The sequence below is a fragment of the Sphingomonas sp. PP-CC-1A-547 genome, from assembly GCF_003610375.1.
In the GTDB taxonomy this organism is placed as follows: domain Bacteria; phylum Pseudomonadota; class Alphaproteobacteria; order Sphingomonadales; family Sphingomonadaceae; genus Sphingomonas.
On sequence record NZ_RAPZ01000011.1, the window covers coordinates 563,670 to 586,963 of the forward strand.

The following is a 23,294-nucleotide window of genomic DNA, read 5'->3' on the forward strand; positions in this document are numbered from 1 at the left end:
ACGGAGGGGGCGCTCCGCGACCGTAACGCTCGCGGTGAGCCCCCTCCACCCTTCGGCAAAGGTGCCGAACGGTCCCCCTCCCCGTGCCGGGGAGGATTAGATCTCGCTAAGCAGGTGCTCGGCCGAACTCACCTTGAACTCACCCGGAGCCTCGACGTTCAGCTGCTCGACCACGCCGTCGTTCACCAGCATCGAGTAACGCTGGCTGCGCGTGCCCATGCCGAAGCCCGAGCCGTCCATCGTCAGCCCGATCGCCTTGGCGAAATCGCCATTGCCGTCGGCCAGCAGCGTGATGTCGCCGGCACCCGCCGACTTACCCCAAGCGCCCATCACGAACGCGTCGTTGACCGAGACGCAGGCGACCTCGTCGATGCCCTTGGCCTTCAGTTCGGCTTCCTTTTCGACGAAACCGGGCAAGTGCTTGGCCGAGCAGGTCGGCGTGAACGCGCCCGGGACCGCGAACAGCGCGACCTTGCGGCCCTTGAAGAAGCTGTCGGTATCGACCTGGTCGGGGCCGTCTGCGGTCGCCTTGACGAGATTGGTGGTGGGAAGCCGGTCGCCGACGCTGATCGTCATCTAAAATCTCCTGTCGCCGCGCGTTGGTCGCGGGCGAGCCGTACCTTGGACGCGGGCGCGCGTATTTCAAGCGTGGCGGGGGCTCGTCCGCGTCGCTATGTTCGAACGCATGGACAAGACGCCCTTTCTTTCCGGACAATTCCTGCTCGCGATGCCGGGGATGAGCGATCCGCGGTTCGCCCGCGCGGTGATCGCGATGTGCAGCCATGACGAGAATGGGGCGATCGGCATCGGGATCGGCGCGACGATCGACGGTCTGGGTTTTCACGATCTGCTCGAACAGTTCGGGATCGAGCCGGGCGACGCCCCCAACGCGCCGGTGCATCTCGGCGGGCCGGTCGAGCCGCGGCGCGGTTTCGTCGTGCATTCGTCCGACTGGGGCGGGCAGGACTCGGTCGACGTCGCCGGCCGGTGGAAGCTGTCGAGCACGGTCGACGTGCTCCGCGCGATTGCCGAGGGGAAGGGGCCGTCGGAATGGGTGGTGGCGCTTGGCTATGCCGGTTGGGATGGCGGACAGCTCGAGGGCGAGCTGTCGCGGCCGGGGTGGTTCAACGTGCCGGGGGATGCCGAATTGCTGTTCGATACCGCCGCGGAGGATCGCTGGACGATGGCGTTTGCGCAGGCCGGTGTGGACCCGCGGTTGCTCGTGGCGGAGACGGGGCGGGCGTAAGCTTTCTGTTCTCCTGCGAACGCAGGAGTCCAGGATCACATTGGGCACCGTTCGTTACCCTGGGCTCCTGCGTTCGCAGGAGAACATGCTGCCCAAGGGACACTGAGACGTCATATAAAGATATCTTTATATTTGATTTGAGCCCTCCGTTCCCCTACAGGGCAGCGCATCCGGCACGGGCATGAGGCTCGCCGATCACAGAATTTCCAGGAGACCCATAGTGGCCACCACCCTCGCTCCCGCGAAGACCGACTACGTCGTCGCCGACATCAGCCTCGCCGATTTCGGTCGCGCCGAGATCAACATCGCCGAGACCGAGATGCCCGGTCTGATGTCGCTGCGTACCGAATTCGGCGCAGCGCAGCCGCTCAAGGGCGCGCGCATCACCGGTTCGCTCCACATGACGATCCAGACCGCAGTGCTGATCGAGACGCTGACCGCGCTCGGCGCCGACGTCCGCTGGGCGACCTGCAACATCTTCTCGACGCAGGACCATGCCGCCGCCGCGATCGCCGCGACCGGCGTGCCGGTGTTTGCGATCAAGGGCGAGAGCCTCGCGGATTACTGGAACTATGTCGGCGACATCTTCTCGTGGGATCGCGACGTAGAGGGCCAGACCGCCAACATCATTCTCGACGACGGTGGCGACGCGACGATGTTCGCACTCTGGGGCGCCAAGCTCGAGGCTGGCCACACGATGCCCGAGCCCGAGAACGAGGAAGAGGTCGAGATGCAGCGTGCGCTCAAGGCGTACGTCGCGAAGAACCCTGGCTACCTGACCGAGACCGTCAAGAACCTGAAGGGCGTCTCGGAAGAAACCACCACGGGCGTCCACCGCCTGTACGAGATCGCCAAGAAGGGCGAGCTGCCGTTCCCCGCGATCAACGTCAACGACTCGGTCACCAAGTCGAAGTTCGACAACCTCTACGGCTGCAAGGAATCGCTGGTCGACGCGATCCGTCGCGCGACCGACGTCATGCTCGCCGGTAAGGTCGCCTGCGTCGCCGGTTTCGGTGACGTCGGCAAGGGCTCGGCCCAGTCGCTCCGCAACGGCGGCGCGCGCGTGATGGTCACCGAAGTCGATCCGATCTGTGCACTGCAGGCGGCGATGGAGGGCTTCGAGGTCGTGACGATGGAAGAGGCCGTGAAGCGCGCCGACATCTTCTGCACCGCGACCGGCAATGCCGACGTCATCACCGCCGATCACATGAAGGCGATGAAGCCGATGTCGATCGTCTGCAACATCGGTCACTTCGACTCGGAGATCCAGATCGCCGCGCTGTCGAACTACGACTGGACCGAAGTGAAGCCCGGCACGGACCTGGTGAAGTTCCCGGACGGCAAGCAGATCATCATCCTGGCGAAGGGTCGCCTGGTGAACCTGGGGTGCGCCACCGGCCACCCTTCGTTCGTGATGTCGGCCTCGTTCACCAACCAGACGCTCGCGCAGATCGAGCTCTGGACCAAGGGCGAGAACTACAAGAACGAAGTGTACGTCCTGCCGAAGCACCTCGACGAGAAGGTCGCGATGCTCCACCTCGAGAAGCTCGGCGTGAAGCTGTCGAAGCTGTCGGACAAGCAGGCCGGCTATATCGGCGTGCCGGTCGAGGGCCCGTTCAAGCCGGATCACTACCGCTACTGATCTTAAGGATTCCGTAGGGTTTTCGAAAGCCGCGTTCGCCAACAGGCGGGCGCGGCTTTTTCGTTACGCATCCGTGTTGCAGCTCTGCAACATGTTTGTAATGTTTTGCTGCCCGGATTGAAAAACGGGCAGGAAAGGTGTCCTTCTGACCTCAGTAAAAGATTGGGTTCAGGGGTTATTTAATATGACTGGCATGCCGATCCGGAAGTCCGGATTGTTCGTAACAGCGTCGACGGTGGCGTTCGTATTGGTCTCAATGATTCCGGCAGCGGCGCAGACTGCAACACCGGTTGACGCGCAAAGCCAGGCGCCCGGCACCGATCCAACAGCTCCGGTTGGTTCGGACACTACGACGGGCGCAGTTGCACAGACGGTGGCGGCCGAAGCCAATGCCGGCAGTGAGATCGTCGTCACCGGTTCGCGCATCGCGCGGCCGACGCTCAATTCGCCTATCCCCGTCACCACCGTGACGCAGGCCGACCTGACGCGGACCGGCGCTGTCGTGATCGGCGACGTGCTGAACGACCTGCCGTCGCTGCGCTCGACCTACAGCCAGGCGAACTCGACCCAGTTCATCGGTACCGCCGGCATCAACCTGCTCGATCTTCGTGGTCTTGGGCCATCGCGTACGCTGGTTCTCGTCAACGGCCGCCGTCACATCACCGGATCGACCGGCGAGTTTCTCGTCGACACCAACACGATCCCGACCGACCTGATCGACCGCGTCGACATCGTTACCGGCGGTAGCTCGGCGGTGTATGGTTCGGACGCCATGGCCGGTGTCGTGAACTTCGTGCTGAAGCGCAATTTCGACGGCGTATCGCTTAATGCCCAGAGCGGGATCGCGGATCGCGGCAATCGCGGTACATATCGCCTGTCGGGCACCTTCGGGACGAACTTCGCCGAGGGGCGCGGCAACATCGCGCTCGGTCTCGAATATAACCAGGCCGATCTGCTGACTTATACCGACCGTCCGGGGTTGACCGGTGCCTATGATGGCCGGAACCAGTTCCAGCGTGTCGCGACAAACGCGTCCGGTCAGCCGCAGCGGACTTTCCTAACGGGTGTCCGTAGCTTCGGCTATGACAATGGCGGCAACTTCATCGCCTATAACGGCGGCAATCTGCTGGGCTGCGGTGGTGGCGTAGCTGCTGCCTGTCGTGCGAACGGCGCTCCCCGCGTGTTCGGCTTCGGGTCGAACGGGCAACTCTCCGAGTATAATTACGGGAATGATTTCCGCCCGGTAGGCTCGAACAACAACCAGAACGGCAGCGGCGCGACGCTGACCGATACGGGTACGTTGGATCCGTCGCTCAAGCGCTACGTCGCAAACCTGATCGGCCATTACGACGTATCGGAGGCGTTCAAGCCGTTCTTCGAAGCGAAGTTCGTGCGCGTTGAAAGCTTTGCCCAGTCGAGCGGTACGTTCAACCAAGGTGGATCGCAGGGGACCGATGCCGAGGGCGAGACGTATCTTGGTGGGGGCGTGCCAATCGCGTTCGACAACGCGTTCCTCAATCCTCAGGCTGCGGCGACCATCCGGTCGTTGTTGCCGGCAGGCTCCGAGTATTTCCGGCTCAATCGCAACAACACCGATCTCGGCACGCGTGATGAGGCCGATCGGCGCGATACCTATCGCATCGTCGTCGGTGCAGAGGGGACTTTCAACGACGACTGGAAGTATGATTTCTCGGTGAACTACGGCGAATTCCGTACGAAGTCGAAATTCTACAACAACCAGTTCCAGTCGCGCTTCTATAACGCGATCGATGCGGTCCGTAACGGGGCCGGCCAGATCGTCTGCCGCATCAACCAGGCGACTGTCGTCGATCCGTCGTGCGCTCCGCTCAACATCCTGGGCGAGGGGCGGGCTAGCCAAGCCGCGCTGAACTACATCAACACGACCTCGACCAGCCGCGGCAAGGCGACTGAGTTCGACGTGACGGGCAACATCGTCGGGGACAGCTCGCAGCTGTTCGAACTGCCCGGCGGTCCGGTCCGGTTCGCGGTCGGCGGCGAGTATCGTCGCGAAACGGCGTTCTCGGCGTATGACGATACCATCAAGGGCGGCGATACGTTCTTTAATGTCATCCCCGACTTCCGTCCGCCGGCATTCGCCGTGAAGGAAGCGTATGGCGAGATCGAACTTCCACTGTTGAAGGACATCAGCTTCGCCAAGGAATTGACGATCAACGCTGCAGGTCGTGTCGCGGATTACAAGGGGTCCACGGGAACGGTCTATGCCTATAACTTCGGCGGGATCTATGCGCCGATCAACGACATCAAGTTCCGCGTGAACTATTCTCGGTCGGTCCGGGCGCCTACGCTTGGCGATCTGTACGCTTCGAACAGCCAGGACTTCCCGCAGCTCGACGATCCGTGCGATGTCAACTTCATCACCACGGGGCGCTCGACCCGTGCTGCAAACTGTGCGGCAGCAGGTGTTCCGGCTGGTTTCATCAACAGCACGGCCCGGGCTGGTTCCACTGAAATCCTGTCAGGCGGCAATCCCAACCTACAGGCGGAGAAGTCACGGAGCTGGACCTATGGTGCGATCTTCCAGCCCAGCTTCCTTCCAGGCTTTGCGCTCACGGTCGATTATTACGACATCAAGATCAACAAGGTCATCAACGCTGTCGACGCACAGACGATTCTCGATGCCTGCTACGACGCTCCGACGCTGAACAACCAGTTCTGCAGCCTGATCAATCCGCGCCAGGCGAACGGCCTGTTCGCACGGCCGGCGCTGTTGCAGAGCACGGTCAACTTCGCCGCGCTCAAGGCCAAGGGCATTGATTTCGACGCCAGCTACAACCGCCGGTTCGGTGCGGACACCAAGGCTGCGGTGCGCGTGGTGGGGACCTGGGTCCGCGACCGGACCGACTTCCCGTATCTCGACGAGCCGAGCCGCCCCGACCGGGTGAAGGGCGAGCTCGGTGATCCGATCTGGAACGTCAACGCCTCGGTCGATCTGACGCACAAGAACTTCACGCTGGGGTATCAGGTCCGCTATATCGGCCGTCAGTCGATCACCGATTGGGAAGCGCAGCACGACACCAACGGCGTTCCCGCGCTCAACCCGAACTATGCCGACGTCGTCTATTACCCGAAGGTGTTCTATCATGCGGTTCGCGCGTCGGTCGACGTCGACAAGCGCTTCACCCTGTACGGTGGCGTCGACAACCTGACCGACAAGAAGCCGCCTTATGGCCTGCTCGGCAATGGCGACGGCGACGCGATCTACGACAACATCGGTCGCGCGATGTACATCGGCGCTTCGGTGAAGCTGTAAGCGTAAGCCAGGTTCTATCGGTTAGATCGAGAAGGGCGGGTCCGTATGTCGGGCCCGCCCTTTTCCTTGTCTCGTGGCTTTCCCCCGGGGGACGGTTTGGCCTACATGGTCCGATGATGTCGCTACGGGCTTCCCGATAATGGTCCTGGGGATCGGTACCGCCGTGATGGTAGGGGCGTTGCTGCTCTTGGTGATCCTCGCCGGCTTGGTACTGCTATACATCGGACTGCAAGCCCGTTCCGACGCCGCGGAAGTGATAGAGGTGCGCGCGCAGTTGCAGACGATCCTCGACGGGTCGCCGGCGATCGTGACGGTGATCCGTTCGGGCGGGCGGATCGAGATGACGCAGCGGATGGCGGACTGGCTGGGGCTCGACGCGCCGCCGCGGTCGATCGCGGAGCTCGCTTCCGGGGGGGCGGGGCTGTCTGCGGACGATGCCGCGCGGCTGATTGCCGACGTCACTGCGGCACAGCGGTCGGGGCGGGCGTTCGTGCGGTCGGTGCGGTTGCAGGGCTCGACGCGCGCGATCACGTTTCGCGGTGGGCGTGCGCCAGGCGAGATGGGGGCGACCGGGGCGGTGCTGCTATGGGCGTTCGATGCGACCGACAGCGAGGCGGAGATTGCGCGACTCGGCTCCGAGACCGCGCGACTGGGTGAGGCGTATGAGTCGCTGACGGGGCTGATCGAGGCGGCCCCGATGCCGATGTGGTATCGCGCGACCGACTTGCGACTGGCGATGGTGAACTCGGCCTATGTCGACGCGGTCGAGGGGCGCGATGCCGCGGACGTCGTCGCGCGTGGACTGGAATTGGTCGAGGGCTCGGGCCGTGGCGGGCCTCTTGCCGGCGCGGCGGTGGCGCGTGAGCAGGGGCGGCCACATCAGCAGGTTCTGCCCGCGACGATCGACGGTGCGCGACGGTCGTTGCAGATCTACGACGTGCCGTTGCCGAGCGGCGGGGTGGCCGGGTTCGCGATCGATATCGAGGAACTGGAGCAGGCACGGTCGGGCGCCAAGCGTTTTGCCGAAGCCCAGCGCGCGATGCTCGACCGGTTGTCGGCGGGCGTCGCGCAGTTCGGTGGCGACCGGTCGCTCGTATTCTGCAACCAGCCATTCCGGCGAATGTTCGCGATGCGGAGCGAATGGCTCGCTGATCGGCCTGAGTTCGACCGGGTGCTTGAGCGCATGCGCGAGGCTAACCGGCTACCGGAGGTGCGCGACTTTCCAAGCTGGAAGGCGGAGCGGCGCGACTGGTTCATGCAGACCGGCTCGGCCCAGGGTGGCGGCGCGATGGAGGAGAATTGGCACCTGCGCGGCGGCACGCACCTGCGCGTCGTCGCGCAGCCGCTTCCCGATGGCGGCTTGCTGCTCATCTTCGAGGATCGCACCGAGCAGGTCCAGCTTGCCAGCGCGCGCGACACGTTGCTGCGGGTGCGGACGGCGACGTTCGACAACCTGTTCGAGGCGCTCGGCGTGTTCGCGGCGGATGGTCGGTTGCAGCTTTGGAACAACCGGTTTCGCGCGCTGTGGGGCCTGGAGGAAGAGTTTCTCGCCTCGCACCCCCGCGTCGACGCTTTTGCCGAAGCGGCGGGGGCCAAGCTTGCGACACCTGGCCGGTCGGCACTGATCCCGGATCTCGTGCGATCGGCGACGGTCGGGCGGCAGCAACGCGGCGGGCGCGTGGCATTTGCGGACGGGCGGCATTTCGAGTTTGCCGGCGTGCCGTTACCTGACGGGAATGCGCTGTTCACGATGCTAGACATCACCGACAGCCGCCGCGCGGAGCAGGCGTTGCGCGATCGTGCGGATGCGCTCGAGGCGACCGACAAGGTGAAGACCGCGTTCGTCGCGAATATGAGCTATGAACTGCGCACGCCACTGACGTCGATCAGCGGGTTCGCGGAGATGTTGCATGGCGGATATGCCGGCGCGCTGACGCCGCAGGCCGAGGGCTATGTCGGGGCGATTCTCGAGTCCGTCGAGCGGCTGGGGTTGCTGGTCGACGACGTGCTCGACCTGACGCGCGCGGAGAGCGATCGTGCGGAAACCGATCGCAGCGACGTGGACCTCGCAGCTACCGTGCGCGCCGCGGCGGAAACGATCCTGCCGTCGGCCAAGCGACGTAAACTCGACTTCGCGATCGAGGTCGCGCGCTCGACGGGCCGCGTGAACGGCAATCCGAAGCGGCTGAAGGAGGTCGTCGAGCATCTGTTGCGCCATGCGGTCGCGGCGACGCCGGACGGCGGGCGGGTGCTGCTGCATACCGACGGTAATGCGACGTCGGCGCGGATCGTGGTGTCGGACGATGGGGTTGGGATGGATGCGGAGGCGGTGGCGCATGCGTTCGACCGGTTTGCGGAGTCGAAGCCTATGGGGGATCGCGCTCTGGGTCTCGGATTGCCGTTGGCGAAACAGTTCGTCGAGGCACACGGCGGGACGATCGAGCTTATGTCCGAACCCGGCGCCGGCACGCTGATCACCGTCGAGCTACCACGCCGATGAGCGCCGATCTTCTGCCCCCTCTCCCCTCCGGGGAGAGGGTCGGGGTGAGGGGTCGCCGAGCAGCGCAGCGCCTCGAACGGACCCTCACCCAACCCTCTCCCCGAGGGGGAGAGGGCTCGTGCGCATGATCCGTCTACCCGACCCGCAAGCCACCGAAGCGTTCGGGGCTATGCTTGCCAAGCGCGTTCGACCCGGCGACGTGATCACTCTTGTGGGCACGCTCGGCTCCGGCAAGACCAGCGTCGCCCGCGGCCTCCTCGCCGCACTCGGCCTCGCCGGAGAGGCACCATCGCCCAGCTTCGCGATCGTCCAGCCCTACGAGCCACCCGAAGTGCGCTTTCCCGTACTGCACGTTGACCTCTACCGCATCGACGACCCCGCCGAGATCGAGGAACTCGCGCTCGACGACGCGCGCTACGATTCGCTTCTGCTGGTTGAATGGCCGGAACGCGCAGGCCCGGATTACTGGCCGGATGCGCTTCGCCTGAGCCTGACGATCGAGCCGGACGGCACGCGCAGCTTGACTATCGGCGTGCCGGAAGCTTGGAAGTCGCGATGGCCGACATGACCCCGCCGCCCGGCGCCGCCGCTTTTCTCGACGTTCATGGCTGGGGTGGGGCACAGATCCTTCCGGTCGCGGGCGACGCGTCGTTCCGGCGCTATTTCCGCGCGATCGAGAGCGCCGAACAGGGTGGGCGCCAAGCGATCCTGATGGATGCGCCACCGCCGCACGAAGATCCCCGCCCGTTCATCGCCATCGCCGAATGGCTGGTCGAGCGCGACTTCGCCGCGCCCGCCATTCTGGCGTGTGACCTCGACCAGGGGCTCGTGCTGATCGAGGATTTTGGCGACGATAGATTGCGTGAGGCGGTCGACGCGGCGCCCGCGGACGAACTGTCGCTCTACGGGCCGGCAATCGACTTGCTGGTGCGGTTGCGCGCCGAGCCGGCTGGGCCGGTCCCCCCTTACGATCGCGCGGTGCTGAAGCGCGAGGCGGGGCTATTCGTCGAATGGTACTGCCCGGCGGTCGGGGTCGAGCCAGATCTGGCTGGCTGGGCCGCGGCATGGGAGGCAGTGTTCGATCACGCCATCGCCGAGACTCCGGTCACGGTTTTGCGCGATTATCACGCCGAGAACCTGATGCTCGTCGGACCGGCGCGGTCGCTCGGGTTGCTCGATTTTCAGGACGCGCTCGCGGGGCATCCGGCCTATGATCTGGTGTCGCTGTTGCAGGATGCGCGGCGGACGGTTGATCCGGCGGTCGAGGCGACGATGCTGGCACGATATCGCGCGGCAGCGGATGCGGGAGACGACTTCATGAACGCGTATCACGTGCTCGGCACGCAGCGGAATGCGAAGATCCTCGGCATCTTCACGCGACTGTGGAAACGCGATGGCAAGCCGCATTATGCGACGATGTGCCCGCGCGTCTGGACGTATCTCGAGCGCGACCTGGCGCAGCCGGTCATGGCGCCGGTCGCGGCGTGGTTCGCGGCGAACGTGCCGCCCGAGTTACGCGGCGATCCGCTGGCACTGGGCGCGTGACCCGCCAGCAGACGATCCGCCCTGTCCCGCGTGGGATCGTGCCCGAGACGGCGATGGTGATGGCGGCGGGATTGGGCAAGCGGATGCGCCCGCTGACCGCGACGCGACCCAAGCCGCTGGTTCAGGTCGCAGGGAAACCGCTGATCGATCACGTCTTCGAACGCTTGCAGGCCGCCGGGATCAAGCGAGCCGTCGTCAACGTGCACTACCTTGCGGACACGCTGGAGGCGCACGTCACCGATCGGTTCGCGGGGATCGACGTCGTGATCTCCGACGAGCGGAAAATGCTGATGGAGACGGGCGGCGGGCTCGTCCAGGCGCGGCATCTGCTGGGCGACGCGCCGGTGCTGGTGGTCAACAGCGACAACCTTTGGATCGACGGGCCGGTCGACGCGATCAGGCTGCTGGCATCGCGCTGGGACGACGCCAAGATGGACGCGCTTCTGCTGATGGTGCCGCTCGCGCGCGCCAACAATCACGGCGGCATGGGCGATTTCTATCTCGGCAGCGACGGGCGGATCGTCGGGCGCCGCAAGCCCGGCCGCGTCGCGCCGTTCGCCTATACCGGCATCCAGATCCTCCACCCACGGTTGATCGCCGACTGGCCGGAGGGGCCGTTCTCGACCAACATCTTCTGGGACCGCGCGATCGCCGCGGGCCGCGCCTATGGTCAGGTCCACCAGGGCCTGTGGTTCGACGTCGGCACGCCCGCCGCGATCCCGAAGACCGAGGCGATCCTCGCGGATGGCTGATATTGTCACGGCGGATCGCCCGACGCTCTACACGATCCCCGCGCACCGGGCGTTCGCCGATGCGCTGGTCGCCGGACTGACCCGGCGGGCGGGGCGCGATCCGCTCGCACTCGCCCGCGCGCTGGTCGTGCTGCCGAACAACCGCGCGGTGAAGGCGGTTACCGAGGCGTTCGTGCGCGCGAGTGGCGGCGGGCTCGTCTTGCCGCGACTGGTGGCACTAGGCGATCCGGAGATGGGCGAGGCAGTCGGCGCCGCGCTCGATCCGGCGGACGATATCGATCCGCCGCTGCCCGCCATTGCGCCCTATCAACGCCGCATGATCCTCGCGCGATTGGTATCGGAAGAGCGGGCGCGCGAAGGGCATCCGGTCGATGCCGCCGAAGCGGTGCGCCTCGCAGGCGAACTCGCGCGGACGCTGGATCAGTTGCTGGTCGAGGAAGTACCGCCGACCAGCTTGCGCGATATCGAGCTTGGCCCTGAACTGACCGAGCATTGGCGGCGCGCGCTGGCGACGTTCGAGATCGTCCTGCAACGCTGGCCCGGCGAACTCGCACGGCTTGAGCGGATCGATGCGGCGACGCGGCGCTCGGCGTTGCTCGACCGGCTTGCCAAGCGCTGGCGGAGTGCGCCGCCCGCCGGGATCGTCTGCGCGGCGGGCGTGACCGATTCCGCGCCCGCAGTCGCGCGTCTGCTCCGCTGCATCGCCGATATGCCGCAGGGCATGGTGGTATTCGCCGGCCTCGACCTCGCGCTGCCGGACGAGGAGTGGGACGCGCTCGGCCCGCACGATCCGAACCCGGTCACCGGGCTCACGAGGCGCTCGATCGAGACGCACCCACAGTTCGATGCCAAGCTGATGCTCCTTCGCATGGGTGTCGCTCGCGGCGAGGTGCAGACATGGCGCGAAGGTGGCGGGCATGACGCCGACCCCGCGCGCGGCCGGGCGATCGCCAACGCGCTGGCACCCGCGGATTTCACCGGCAAATGGACACAGATCGCCGCGGAAGATCGCCGCTTGAAGGGCGTGACCGCCGCCGAACTCGCCACGCCCGCAGAGGAAGCGCAAGCGATCGCTCTCGTCCTTCGCGAGGCGTTGGAAGTGCCCGAGCGCACCGCCGCGCTGGTCACGCCTGATCGCGCGCTGGCCCGTCGGGTGGCAGCACATCTCGGGCGCTGGGGCATCGGCATCGACGACAGCGCGGGACGGCCCTTGTCGATCCTCCCGCCGGGCACGTTGCTCCTCGCGCTGGCCGAAGCGGCGGCGCAGCGCTTCTCGCCGCTCGCATTGCTGGCGCTGCTGAAGCATCCGCTGGTGCGCGCGGGTGAGGATCGCTTGCTATGGCTCGACGGCGCGCGTGCGCTCGACCGACGGTTGCGCGGGCCAAGGCCGGCGGCAGGGCTCGACGGAATCGCCGGACATCTGGAGGAGCGCAAGGGCACGGCGGCGACATGGTGGACCGACGTCCAGCCGTTGCTGACGCCGCTGGCGAACGCGTTCGACCAGGGGCCACAGCCCTTGGCATCGGTACTCGCCTGCCTGCGCGAGACGGCGCAAACCTTGTGCGGCGACAACCTCTGGTCGGGGCTGGCCGGGCGTGCCGCGGCGGAGTTCCTCGCCGATCTGGAAGCCGAAGCGCCCGCCGGACCGCCGCGGATCGATCCGCGCGAACTGCCGCAACTGTTGCGGACGTTGCTCGACGAAGTAGCGGTACGGCCGGCACCGGGCGGCCATCCCCGACTCGCGATATACGGCCTGATCGAGGCGCGGTTGCAGACGGCCGACGTCATGGTGCTCGGCGGACTGAACGAAGGCGTGTGGCCGGGGCGGCCTGCGCCCGATCCTTGGCTGGCGCCACGTATCCGCATGGAGCTCGGGCTACCAGGTCTGGAGCGCCGTGTCGGCACCGCGGCGCATGATTTTGCGCAGGCGTTAGGCGCACCTCGCGCGGTCGTCACGCGAGCGCGGCGGGACGCGAAGTCACCCGCTCTGGCCTCGCGCCTCTGGCTCCGCTTGCAAGCTCTCGCGGGGGACCGGTTCGAACGCGCGTCGGCGCTGGAAGGCTGGACGCGCGCGCTCGACGATCCGGGCGAGCATCTCCCCGCGGACCGTCCCGCGCCGTCGCCGCCCACGCTGCTGCGTCCGAAGGCCATCTCCGTCACCGAGGTCGATCGCCTCAAGGCCGACCCCTACGCCTTCTACGCGCGCCGCGTGCTGGGGCTGATGCCTCTCGATCCGGTCGATGCGGATCCCAGCGCCGCGTGGCGCGGAACCGCCGTGCACGACATCCTCGAGCAATGGTGGAAGCAGGACAACTGCACCGTCGACACGCTTCGGCAGCGTGCCAAGGCGATGCTCGACGACGAGCGCACGCACCCGATGATGCGCGCGCTCTGGCAACCGCGGCTGCTGGAGGCGATCGACTGGATCGCCGGCGCCATAGTCGCGCAAGGCGAAGACGGCCGAACGGTCGCCAGCGCCGAGGGCAAGGGCAAGATCGAGATCGCCGGCGTGACCTTGTCAGGTCGCTACGACCGCATCGACAAGCTGCCCGACGGGCGCCTCGCGGTGATCGACTACAAGACCGGCAAGCCACCGTCCCCGACCGCGGTGCGTGCCGGCTACAGCCTCCAACTCGGCCTGCTCGGCCTGATCGCCGAACGCGGCGGGTTCGAGGATGTGCGCGGCACCGCAGGCGCGTTCGAATATTGGTCGCTCGGCAAGAAGCGCGACGCGTTCGGCTATATCGAGAGCCCGGTCGACCCCGAGGGCAAGCGCGACAAGATCCCGACCGCCGAGTTCACGGCAATCGCCGCGCACAACTTCACCGAAGTCGTCGGCGAATGGCTCACCGGCAGCGCCGCGTTCACCGCCAAACTCGTCCCCGAATACGCCCCCTATGCCGAGTACGACCAACTGATGCGACGCGACGAATGGTATGGCCGTGAGCGGTGACGCGCTCGCCACGCTCCCCCGGCTGAGAGGCGCGCAGGCCGATGCGAGCAACCCGGCCTCGCACGTCTGGCTGTCCGCGTCGGCGGGCACGGGCAAGACGCAGGTGCTGGCCGCCCGCGTGTTCCGGCTGCTGTTGCGCGGTGTCGATCCCGGCGCGATCCTGTGCCTGACCTTCACCAAGGCGGGCGCGGCGGAGATGGCGCAGCGGATCAACGGCCGGCTCGCCGCATGGGTGCGGATGCCGGACTCCATTCTGGCGAAGGATCTCGACGCGCTGGGCGAGAGCACGTCCGAAGCATTGCGAGGCCGCGCCCGCACCCTGTTCGCCAAGGTGCTCGATGCACCGGGCGGGGGCTTGCGCATCCAGACGATCCACGGATTTTGCCAAGGCTTGCTGGCCGCGTTCCCGGTCGAGGCCGGGCTGACGCCAGGCTTCCGACCGCTGGAAGCGCGCGAGGAAGCCGGCCTGGCGCGCGAGGCGCTGGCGTCGATGCTGTCGGACGCCGAGCGCGAAGGCCGCGAACGTCCGGTCGAGATCGTGGGACGCTTGTCGCTGCGCATGGGCGAGGGCGGGGCGGAGGCGTTCCTGCTCGCCTGCGCCCGCGCGCTGCCCGCTTTGGAGGCCCTCCCGGTCGGGATCCAGCCATGGCTCCGTCGCGAACTCGGGCTTCCGTCCGGAGACATCGACGAGGCGATCGCGGAATGGTGCGATGCGCTCGACCTCGACGCGATCGCGCGCATTGCCGCGGCGAACCGCGCGTGGGGGACTGCTACGGGTCAAGCCGCAGCGGCGACCGTGCAGCGCTGGCTCGACTCCGAGGACCGCGCTGCGACGTTGGACGAGCTTGCCAGCGTCGTGCTCACCGGCACGGGCACGCAGCGCAAAGCCTCGAAGAAACTGATCGATGCCGAGCCCGATTACGAAATCCTCGCCCGCGATCTGGGCGAGGCGTGCACCGACGTGCTGTCGATGGTCCAGCGCGCGACCTATTGCGACCTGCTCGCCGACGGGCTCGAAGTCGGGCGCGATTATGCGCGGGGCTATGCGCTGGCCAAGCGGCGCGCGGGGGCGGTTGATTTCGACGACCTGATCGCGACGACGGTGGCGTTGCTCGACCAGCCGGGGATCGGCGAATGGGTGCGCTACAAGCTCGACCAGGCGACCGAGCACCTGCTGATCGACGAGGCGCAGGATACCAACGGACACCAGTGGCGGATCGTCCGCGCGCTGGCCGACGAGTTCTTCGTCGGCCGCGGCATCTATGCGCCGTCGACGCGCACCCTGTTTACGGTCGGCGACTACAAACAGGCGATCTTCGGGTTCCAAGGCACCGATCCGCGACAGTTCGAAGCCGCGCAGATATCTTTCTCCCGGCGCGCCGAAGAGGCGTTTGGTGACGACGACTGGCCGGAGAACGAGCGTGGTTTGCCTTTATCAGCACTGTCGCTGACGCATTCGTTTAGGTCGACGCTGCCCGTTCTAGAGTTTGTTGACGCAGCTATTGAAGCAATCGGCGAACCGGGGCTTGGTATCGAGACTACGGAACCGCACGCCAGCGAGGTCGCCGGGCCGGGCACTGTGACCTTGTGGCCGCCGGTGTCGGCTGGCGGCAGCGAGGACGACGAAGAGGGCTGGGTCGATGACGCGGTGCGCAAACTCGCGAGCGATATCGCGCGCGCGGTAAAGGGCTGGCTCGCGCCCGATGCGGGCCTGATGCTGGAGAGCAAGGGGCGGCGGTTGCGGCCCGAGGACGTCATGATCCTCGTCAAGCGACGCGGCGATCTTGCCTCGCTGATCGTCGCGCGGCTGTATGCCGAGGGCGTGCCGGTGGCGGGCGTCGATCGCCTGCGACTTAACGCGCCGCTTGCGGTACAGGATCTGCTTGCGACGATCCGCTTCGTGTTGCAGCCCGAGGACGACCTGTCCGTCGCGGCGCTGCTCGTGTCGCCGCTGATCGGCTGGACGCAGGACGAGCTGATGGCAGCGGCACCGCGCGAGGCGGGGCCGCTGTGGCGGCACCTGCAACGCACGCAACCCGCGACGCGGCTCGCCCCGTTGCTGGCGATGCTGGCGCGCGCCGATATCGCCACGCCCTACCAGTTCCTGGAGGAACTGCTGTCGGGCCCGCTCGACGGTCGCCGCAAACTGATCCGCCGGCTGGGGACCGAGGCGCGCGACCCGATCGAGGAACTGCTCAACGCCGCGCTGACGTTCGAGAGCACGACGACGCCGTCGCTACAGCGCTTCCTCGACTGGTTCGATCGCGGTGATGTCGAGATCGTCCGCGATCCGTCGGCGCCGCTCGACGCGGTGCGGGTGATGACCGCACATGGCGCGAAGGGGTTGCAGGCGCCTCTGGTGATCCTGGCGGATGCGACGGCGGATCCGTCGGCGGCGCCGCGCTCGATCCTGAAATGGGCGCCCGAGCCTGGGGCAGCGCCGATCCCGGTATTCCGGCCGCGGTCGAGCGAGCGCGGCGGCCCGCTCGATGCGGTCGTGTCGGCCGCCGAGCAACGCGAACTGGAGGAGCATTGGCGGCTGTTCTACGTCGCCGCCACGCGCGCCGAAGAGCGGCTGGTGATCGCCGGTGCGCTCGGGCCGCGCGCGAAGGGCGTGCCGCCGGAGAACAGTTGGTACGCCGCGTCCGATCGTGCGTTGACGGCACTAGATGTGCCGATCACCGAGGGCGCGCGGACGTTCGCCGGGGTCGAGCCTCAGCCTGCGGTGATCGCCAAGGCTTCGGCTTCGGTCGAGATTGCGGCTAACGCGCAGCTGCCCGGATGGGCGCATGAACCCGCACCGCAAGAAGCCCGTCCGCCTCGTCCGCTGTCGCCGTCTGCGCTGGGTGACGACGCGGTATCCGATCCGCCGCCGACACCAGCGATGCGCGTCGCGGCGGAGCGAGGTCGACTGATCCATGCGTTGTTCGAGCGTCTGCCGGCAGTTGCCGCCACCGACCGCGCGACGGCAGCCGATCGCTGGCTGGCAAAAGCGGGCGGCGTCGACGATGTCGCAGCACGGTCCGAAATCGTGCAGAGCGTGGTCGCCGTGCTTGACGACCCGCGCTTTGCCGAGCTTTTCAGCGCGGATACGCTCGCCGAGGCGCCGATCGCTGCGACCCTCGCGAACGGCATGGTCGTATCGGGAACGGTCGATCGCCTGCTTATCGAGTCCGACCGCATCCGCGTCGTCGACTTCAAGACTGGCCGCCGCGCGCCGCGCGGTCTCGACGACGTGCCGGAATATCACCTGAAGCAGATGGCGGCCTATGCCGAAGCCTTGAGCGTGATCTTTCCGGGGCGGTCGGTCGAGGCAGCCTTGCTGTACACGGCCGGCCCGCGGCTGATCGTGCTGGACGACGAGACGCTGGCCGCGAACAAGCCGCACTATCGGCCCACGGAGCAAAGCTAGCGCCCCGGTGGTTGAGCGCACACGCGAGCGACCTTAGATACGACTCAACCAAGGAGAATTCACGATGGCGACCAAGCAGATCACCGATGCCAGCTTCGATGCGGACGTACTGAACGCCGACGGCCCCGTGCTCGTCGATTTCTGGGCGGAATGGTGCGGCCCGTGCAAGATGATCGGGCCGTCGCTCGAGGAGATTTCGGAAGAGCTCGGCGAGAAGGTGACGATCGCCAAGCTCAACATCGACGAGAACCCCGACGCGCCGGGCAAGTACGGCGTCCGCGGTATCCCTACGATGATCCTCTTCAAGGGTGGCGCACCGGCGGCGACCAAGGTTGGCGCCGAGCCCAAGGGCCGGCTGAAGGCTTGGCTCGAGGGTGAGCTGGCCTAAGGTAGACGCCCTCCCGTCATCCCGGCGAAAGCTGGGGTGACGGCGTAGGGGTCTTAGCTCCGATAGTCGGCGTTTATTGAAATATAGCCATGCGTAAGGTCGCAGGTCCAAACCGTGGCCTCGCCTTTGCCTAGCGCCAGATCGACTCCGATTTCGATCTCGTGGCCCTTGAGGTGCGCAGCGACCGGCGCCTCGTCGTAGCCGCTCAGCGCCAAGCCGCCTTCAGCAACCTGCGTATTCCCGAACCGGATCGACAGCGTGTCGCGATCGGCTGGTTCGCCGGCCTTGCCGACCGCCATGACCACGCGCCCCCAATTTGCATCCTCGCCCGCGATCGCGGTCTTCACCAGCGGCGAGTTGGCGATGCTCATCGCAATGCGGTGCGCGCTGCGGTCGCTGTCCGCGCCGGTCACCTGGATCTCGATCAGCTTCTGCGCGCCTTCGCCGTCACGAACGACGAGCATGGCGAGTTGATGGCAGAGGTCCGCCAGTGCAGCGCGGAAGGCGTCCGCGCCGACGCTATCGTCGTCCGTCAGCACCGCGTTACCAGCCTTACCCGTCGCGAACGCCAGTACCGTGTCGCTGGTCGAGGTATCGCTGTCGACGGTGATGCACGAGAAGCTCGGCGCGTTCGCCTTCGACAGCGCGGCCTGCAGGAACTCCGGCTCGACCGCGGCGTCGGTGAAGATGAACCCGAGCATCGTCGCCATGTCCGGTGCGATCATCCCCGAACCCTTGATGATCCCGACGAGCGAGACAGTGCGATCCCCGATCACTGCCGTCGTCACCGCGCCCTTGGTGAAGGTGTCGGTGGTCATGATCGTTGCAGCGGCATCCTCCCACCCGCACGGCGCGGCGGCGAACGCGGCGTCGAGCCCGGCCTCGGCTTTGTCAATCGGCAACGGCACGCCGATCACCCCGGTCGAGGACACGAACACATCCGAAGGCTGGCACCCAAGATGCGCCGCCGTCCGCGCCGCAATCGCCTCGACCGCCGCTCGCCCACGCGATCCGGTGAACGCGTTAGAGTTCCCCGCATTCACCACCAGCGCGCGCGCCTGACCCAGGGTCAGCGCCGCACGGCACCACTCCACCTCGGGCGACGGGCATTTGCTGGTTGTCAGCACGCCCGCAACCACAGTCCCCGGCTCCAACGTCACGAACGTCAGGTCGCACCGGTCCCACGCCTTGTACTGCGCCCGCGCGACATGGAGCGCGACTCCGTCGATCGCCGGCATGGCGGGAAAGGGTAGGGCGAGGGGAGATGTGGACTCGGTCATGCCTGCCATTTGCCGCTTGTGCCCGGCGGCTGCAACGGCTTGGTTGCGCGCCGGATCATTTCGGGGGATTCGTCCATGAGGATATACGGGGTTGTCACGGGACTGGCGTTGTTCGCGACTGTACCAGTCGAAGCTGCGCCCGAGCCTGTCGCGCCAAAACCTCGAATCGAACTGTCGACGTTGTTTGGGTCCGACGCGTATCCGCCGTTGGCGACTAATCTTGGCGAGGACGGGCTGGTGGTCGCGGCGTTGACGATCGATCCGCTGGGCGCGGTAACGGCATGCCGGATCGTCACGTCCTCCGATTCGACGTCGCTCGATGCCGCGACGTGCAGGATCATAACCGAACACAAGACGGTGTTTTCTCCCGCGCATGATGCCGAGGGCAAGGCGGTTGCGGGATCATACACCTTGAAGACCCGTTGGATATTGCCCGAACCGCCACCCAGCCCCTTGAACAGCATGGGGCAGCGGTTGACCCTGTTGCTGTCCAACAAAGCCGTGATCAAACGCTGTGAGCTTCGCGACATGCCCGGCAATGTTGCAGTCGAAGCAATGACCATGTGCGCGGGGTTTCGTGAATACATGGCCGCGATGTTCGGCGGCAACCCCGAGACCTCGCCACCGGGCGACATCGAGGTCCTGGCGCTGATCGACCGGACGATCGGACAGGCCGCTCGTTTGTCTGGTCCGATGCCTGCCGGAATCACGCTCATTCAGGACATTGGCAGCGAGTTTGTCGTCCAGCCCGATGGCACGCGTACCGGTTGCACGCCGGTCTCGACGTTAGTCGTTGAGACGATGGGCGAGGAGGATGCAAAGTCCGTCGACCCGTGCGTCAGCGCCGAGCGGTTCGTCGCGCATCAGGGTGCGCCGATCAAGGTGCAGGACCGGATGCAGATGGGCTATCGGTTGATCGGACGGCCCGTCGGGAAATGATCACCGGACGACGGATGGACCTTGACGACGTGTTCGCATAAAGCCGGTTCCGCATGAACCTGCTGCTACTCCTCTCTGCCCTGCTCTCCGCGCTGACCGCCGCGGTACCGGGTATGCGTGGGCAGTCCGCACAGGCAGTGGTGCAAGGCAACGTCTGCTCGCAGTCGGTAGCAGCAACGCCGGTCAAGGTGCTGATAAGGCCCGTATCTGGCCTTCCCGCGCTGCTTCAGGTTGCCGTCGCTATCACGCTGCGTACCATCGCAATCGTCTCGCTACCGCTATGGGCAGAGCGCCGCCGCGAATAGCGTCTTGGTGTGACCTTATCGTAACCTTTGGATCCGAGCGATCCTCTTCCGCGTGCGCCCACTGCGTGCCGCCGCGTCTCAACTTCAGGAAATCAGCCCATGTTCGGTGGCCTCGCCAAATCCTTGTTCGGTTCGTCCAACGACCGCTACGTCAAGTCGCTCAACCCGATCCTCGCAAAGATCGCTTCGTTCGAGCCTTCGCTCCAGGCGATGTCGGACGAGGAACTCTCCGCACAAACCGTCAAGTTCCGCGCGCGGCTTGCAGAGGGCGAGAAGCTCGACGACCTGCTCCCCGAGGCGTTCGCGACCGTCCGTGAGGCCGCCCACCGCGTGCTCGGCCAGCGGCATTACGACGTGCAGATGGTCGGCGGCATCGTCCTCCACCGCGGCGAGATCGCCGAGATGCGGACCGGCGAGGGCAAGACGCTCGTCGCGACGCTCGCGACCTACCTCAACGCGCTGCCGGGCGACGGCGTCCACGTCGTCACCGTCAACGATTACCTCGCGGCGCGCGACGCCGAGTGGATGGGGCAGGTCTACACGTTCCTCGGCATGACGATCGGCGTCATCATCCCCAACCTGTCGGACGAGGAACGCCGCGCCGCCTACGCCGCGGACATCACCTACGGCACCAACAACGAGTTCGGCTTCGACTATCTACGCGACAACATGAAGTACGAGCGCAGCGCGATGACGCAGCGCGCGTTCAACTTCGCCGTGGTCGATGAGGTCGACTCGGTGCTGATCGACGAGGCCCGCACGCCGCTGATCATCTCCGGCCCGACCGACGACAAGTCCGAGCTGTACATGCAAGTCGACGCGGTGGTGAAGCAGCTCGAGCCGATCGATTACGACAAGGACGAGAAGCAGAAGACGATCATCCTCACCGAGGACGGTACCGAGAAGGTCGAGCGGATGCTCGAGGCCGCCGGGCTGCTGGAGGGGCAGAACCTGTACGACTTCGAGAACACGCAGGTCGTGCACCACCTCAACCAGGCGTTGCGCGCGATCGTGATGTTCAAGTCGGACATCGACTACATCGTCAAGGACGGCAAGGTCATCATCATCGACGAGTTCACCGGTCGCATGATGGACGGCCGGCGCTGGTCGGACGGCCTGCACCAGGCGGTCGAGGCGAAGGAGGGCGTCCAGATCGAGCCCGAGAACCAGACGATGGCCTCGATCACGTTCCAGAACTATTTCCGCATGTACCCCAAGATCGGCGGCATGACCGGCACCGCGGCGACCGAGGCGGCCGAGTTCTACGACATCTACAAGATCAACGTCGTCAGCATCCCGACCAACGTCGAGGTGAAGCGCGTCGACGAGGAAGACGAGTTCTACAAGGACACCAAGGACAAGTTCGCGGCGATCGCCAAGAAGATCAAGCATCACGCGGATCTGGGCCAGCCGGTGCTGGTCGGCACGGTGTCGATCGAGAAGTCCGAGATGCTGAGCGAGTTCCTGGTCGGCGAGAACGTCGATCACAAGGTCCTCAACGCGCGCTTCCACGAGATGGAGGCGCACATCGTCGCGCAGGCCGGGCGCAAGTCCGCGGTGACGATCGCGACCAACATGGCGGGCCGCGGTACCGACATCAAACTCGGCGGCAACCTGGAGTTCCGCATGCTCGACGAGCATCCCGAACTGGTCGAGGGCACGCCGGAATATGACGAGGCGGCGAAGCGGATCACGATCGAGATCGAGGCTGAGAAGCAGGCGGTGCTCGCCGCGGGTGGCCTGTTCGTGCTTGGCACCGAGCGTCACGAGAGCCGGCGCATCGACAACCAGCTGCGCGGGCGGTCGGGGCGTCAGGGCGATCCGGGCCTGTCGCGCTTCTATCTCAGCCTCGACGACGATCTGCTCCGCATCTTCGGGCCCGACACGCTGTTCGCCAAGATGATGCGCAACAATATCGAGGACGGCGAGGCGATCGGCAGCAAGTGGCTGTCGAAGGCCATCGAGACCGCGCAGAAGAAGGTCGAGGCGCGCAACTACGACATCCGCAAGCAGGTCGTCGAGTATGACGACGTGATGAACGAACAGCGCAAGGTCATCTACGAGCAGCGCGCGGACATCATGGATGCCGATACGGTCGGCGACGTGGTGACCGACATGCGTGCGGAGACGGTCAACGTGATCGTCGGCGATGCGTGCCCGCCCAACTCCTATCCCGAGCAGTGGGACGTCGCGGGGATGAAGACGCGGCTCGCCGAGGTGATGAACCTCGAGCCGCAGATCGACGCATGGCTGCTGGAGGAGTCGGTCGACCCCGAGGTGATCGAGGAGCGGGTCCGGGCGATGGCCGACGAGGCGATCGCACAGAAGTCGGCGGATCTGGATGCGGAGACGTGGACGTCGGTCGAGAAGTCGATCCTGTTGCAGAACCTCGACCATCATTGGAAGGAGCATCTCGCGACGCTCGACGCGCTGCGTCAGGTCGTCCATCTGCGGGCTTATGCGCAGAAGACGCCCATCAACGAGTATAAGCAGGAGGCGTTCTCGCTGTTCCAGCGGATGCTCGAGACGATCCGCGAGGACGTGACCAAGACGATCGCGCATGCCCAGTTCCAGATGCAGGCACCGGTCGGGCTGCCGGAACTGCCGGACTTCATCACGACGCATTTCGACCCGTTCACGGGGGAGGATGATTCGAACGACTTCGATGCGGGCACGCGTGGCCACATCACCTCGACGATGCCGCCGTTGCAGATTCCGCAGCCGCAGGAGGCCGATATCGGAGAGGATCCTGCGAACTGGGAAGGCGTGGTGAGCCGTAATGCGCCTTGCCCTTGCGGGTCGGGGCGGAAGTATAAGCAGTGCCACGGCGCTGTTTGAGGGACTGAGTTTACCAGGCGTTACCACCCCGGCGGAGGCCGGGGCCCAATTGGTGAGGTCGAAGTAACGGACGGCGCCTGTCGTTGACGACGTTCCCCAATTGGGCCCCGGTCTTCGCCGGGGTGGTGCGGGATGATACGGCCCCCTTCGTTCTCCCGCGAAGGCGGGAGTCCAGGCTACCAGCGATGGCGTGTGGGACCCC

The 23,294-nt window shown here is 66.0% G+C and carries 15 protein-coding genes and 1 pseudogene; 14 read left to right on the forward strand and 2 right to left on the reverse strand.

Annotation, left to right across the window (positions count from 1 at the left end; all coding sequences use genetic code 11):
• Positions 1-96: 96 nt before the first annotated feature.
• Entirely contained in the window at positions 97-576 is a 480-nt protein-coding gene (locus tag C8J39_RS08870; protein WP_120300114.1) for a peroxiredoxin, read from the reverse strand.
• 109 nt (positions 577-685) lie between these two features.
• On the opposite strand from C8J39_RS08870, the gene C8J39_RS08875 reads away from it, so the two are divergent.
• The 10 genes from C8J39_RS08875 (at position 686) to trxA (ending at position 17,730) form a co-directional block, all read left to right on the forward strand.
• The gene (locus C8J39_RS08875; RefSeq protein WP_120300499.1) at positions 686-1,246 is read left to right on the forward strand and encodes a YqgE/AlgH family protein; all 561 of its coding nucleotides are present in this window, start codon (positions 686-688) and stop codon (positions 1,244-1,246) included.
• A 181-nt stretch (positions 1,247-1,427) separates the two neighbouring features.
• Positions 1,428-2,888, forward strand: a complete 1,461-nt coding sequence (gene ahcY, locus C8J39_RS08880) for an adenosylhomocysteinase (protein ID WP_404969325.1) — start codon at positions 1,428-1,430, stop codon at positions 2,886-2,888.
• A gap of 256 nt (positions 2,889-3,144) precedes the next feature.
• Positions 3,145-6,180 (forward strand): TonB-dependent receptor domain-containing protein, encoded by a 3,036-nt coding sequence (locus tag C8J39_RS08885; protein ID WP_259457518.1) that lies wholly within the window; start codon positions 3,145-3,147, stop codon positions 6,178-6,180.
• A gap of 139 nt (positions 6,181-6,319) precedes the next feature.
• Positions 6,320-8,680 (forward strand): PAS domain-containing sensor histidine kinase, encoded by a 2,361-nt coding sequence (locus tag C8J39_RS08890; RefSeq protein WP_120300117.1) that lies wholly within the window; start codon positions 6,320-6,322, stop codon positions 8,678-8,680.
• A 124-nt stretch (positions 8,681-8,804) separates the two neighbouring features.
• Positions 8,805-9,248, forward strand: a complete 444-nt coding sequence (tsaE, locus tag C8J39_RS08895) for a tRNA (adenosine(37)-N6)-threonylcarbamoyltransferase complex ATPase subunit type 1 TsaE (protein WP_056058455.1) — start codon at positions 8,805-8,807, stop codon at positions 9,246-9,248.
• Entirely contained in the window at positions 9,245-10,225 is a 981-nt protein-coding gene (locus C8J39_RS08900) for an aminoglycoside phosphotransferase family protein (RefSeq protein ID WP_165895186.1), read from the forward strand. The genes tsaE and C8J39_RS08900 overlap by 4 nt, the downstream gene beginning before the upstream one ends.
• A complete protein-coding gene (locus C8J39_RS08905) occupies positions 10,222-10,977 on the forward strand; it encodes a nucleotidyltransferase family protein (RefSeq protein WP_243649819.1) in 756 nt (251 codons plus the stop codon). Before C8J39_RS08900 ends, C8J39_RS08905 begins: the two co-directional genes overlap by 4 nt.
• The gene (gene addB / locus C8J39_RS08910; RefSeq protein ID WP_120300119.1) at positions 10,970-13,930 is read left to right on the forward strand and encodes a double-strand break repair protein AddB; all 2,961 of its coding nucleotides are present in this window, start codon (positions 10,970-10,972) and stop codon (positions 13,928-13,930) included. Before C8J39_RS08905 ends, addB begins: the two co-directional genes overlap by 8 nt.
• Positions 13,914-17,342, forward strand: a complete 3,429-nt coding sequence (gene addA / locus C8J39_RS08915; RefSeq protein ID WP_165895168.1) for a double-strand break repair helicase AddA — start codon at positions 13,914-13,916, stop codon at positions 17,340-17,342. The genes addB and addA overlap by 17 nt, the downstream gene beginning before the upstream one ends.
• 64 nt (positions 17,343-17,406) lie before the next feature.
• Positions 17,407-17,730, forward strand: a complete 324-nt coding sequence (trxA, locus tag C8J39_RS08920) for a thioredoxin TrxA (protein ID WP_055877560.1) — start codon at positions 17,407-17,409, stop codon at positions 17,728-17,730.
• Positions 17,731-17,783: 53 nt separating this feature from the next.
• Here trxA and argJ read toward each other — a convergent pair whose 3' ends face one another.
• Positions 17,784-19,010: a bifunctional glutamate N-acetyltransferase/amino-acid acetyltransferase ArgJ gene (gene argJ / locus C8J39_RS08925; RefSeq protein ID WP_120300501.1), complete on the reverse strand. Its 1,227-nt coding sequence runs from the start codon at positions 19,008-19,010 to the stop codon at positions 17,784-17,786.
• A gap of 75 nt (positions 19,011-19,085) precedes the next feature.
• Between argJ and C8J39_RS19295 the strand changes: the two are divergent.
• The 4 genes and pseudogenes from C8J39_RS19295 to secA all read left to right on the forward strand — a co-directional run.
• Positions 19,086-19,382: pseudogene (locus tag C8J39_RS19295) on the forward strand (TonB family protein); the annotation flags it as partial.
• Positions 19,383-19,484: 102 nt separating this feature from the next.
• Entirely contained in the window at positions 19,485-19,949 is a 465-nt protein-coding gene (locus C8J39_RS19055; protein WP_259457520.1) for a hypothetical protein, read from the forward strand.
• 53 nt (positions 19,950-20,002) lie between these two features.
• Entirely contained in the window at positions 20,003-20,254 is a 252-nt protein-coding gene (locus C8J39_RS08935; RefSeq protein ID WP_120300122.1) for a hypothetical protein, read from the forward strand.
• A gap of 99 nt (positions 20,255-20,353) precedes the next feature.
• A complete protein-coding gene (secA, locus tag C8J39_RS08940) occupies positions 20,354-23,092 on the forward strand; it encodes a preprotein translocase subunit SecA (protein WP_120300123.1) in 2,739 nt (912 codons plus the stop codon).
• Positions 23,093-23,294 lie beyond the last annotated feature (202 nt).

Excerpts from the sequence above, each read along its gene's own strand:
- secA (WP_120300123.1), top strand. The coding sequence starts at position 20,354 with ATGTTCGGTGGCCTCGCCAAATCCTTGTTCGGTTCGTCCAACGACCGC.
- C8J39_RS08900 (WP_165895186.1), top strand. The coding sequence starts at position 9,245 with ATGACCCCGCCGCCCGGCGCCGCCGCTTTTCTCGACGTTCATGGCTGG.
- addA (WP_165895168.1), top strand. The coding sequence starts at position 13,914 with ATGGCCGTGAGCGGTGACGCGCTCGCCACGCTCCCCCGGCTGAGAGGC.
- C8J39_RS08885 (WP_259457518.1), top strand. The coding sequence starts at position 3,145 with ATGATTCCGGCAGCGGCGCAGACTGCAACACCGGTTGACGCGCAAAGC.
- tsaE (WP_056058455.1), top strand. The coding sequence starts at position 8,805 with ATGATCCGTCTACCCGACCCGCAAGCCACCGAAGCGTTCGGGGCTATG.
- C8J39_RS08875 (WP_120300499.1), top strand. The coding sequence starts at position 686 with ATGGACAAGACGCCCTTTCTTTCCGGACAATTCCTGCTCGCGATGCCG.
- C8J39_RS08870 (WP_120300114.1), bottom strand. The coding sequence starts at position 576 with ATGACGATCAGCGTCGGCGACCGGCTTCCCACCACCAATCTCGTCAAG.
- ahcY (WP_404969325.1), top strand. The coding sequence starts at position 1,428 with ATGAGGCTCGCCGATCACAGAATTTCCAGGAGACCCATAGTGGCCACC.
- addB (WP_120300119.1), top strand. The coding sequence starts at position 10,970 with ATGGCTGATATTGTCACGGCGGATCGCCCGACGCTCTACACGATCCCC.
- argJ (WP_120300501.1), bottom strand. The coding sequence starts at position 19,010 with ATGACCGAGTCCACATCTCCCCTCGCCCTACCCTTTCCCGCCATGCCG.
- C8J39_RS08890 (WP_120300117.1), top strand. The coding sequence starts at position 6,320 with ATGGTCCTGGGGATCGGTACCGCCGTGATGGTAGGGGCGTTGCTGCTC.
- C8J39_RS08935 (WP_120300122.1), top strand. The coding sequence starts at position 20,003 with ATGAACCTGCTGCTACTCCTCTCTGCCCTGCTCTCCGCGCTGACCGCC.
- trxA (WP_055877560.1), top strand. The coding sequence starts at position 17,407 with ATGGCGACCAAGCAGATCACCGATGCCAGCTTCGATGCGGACGTACTG.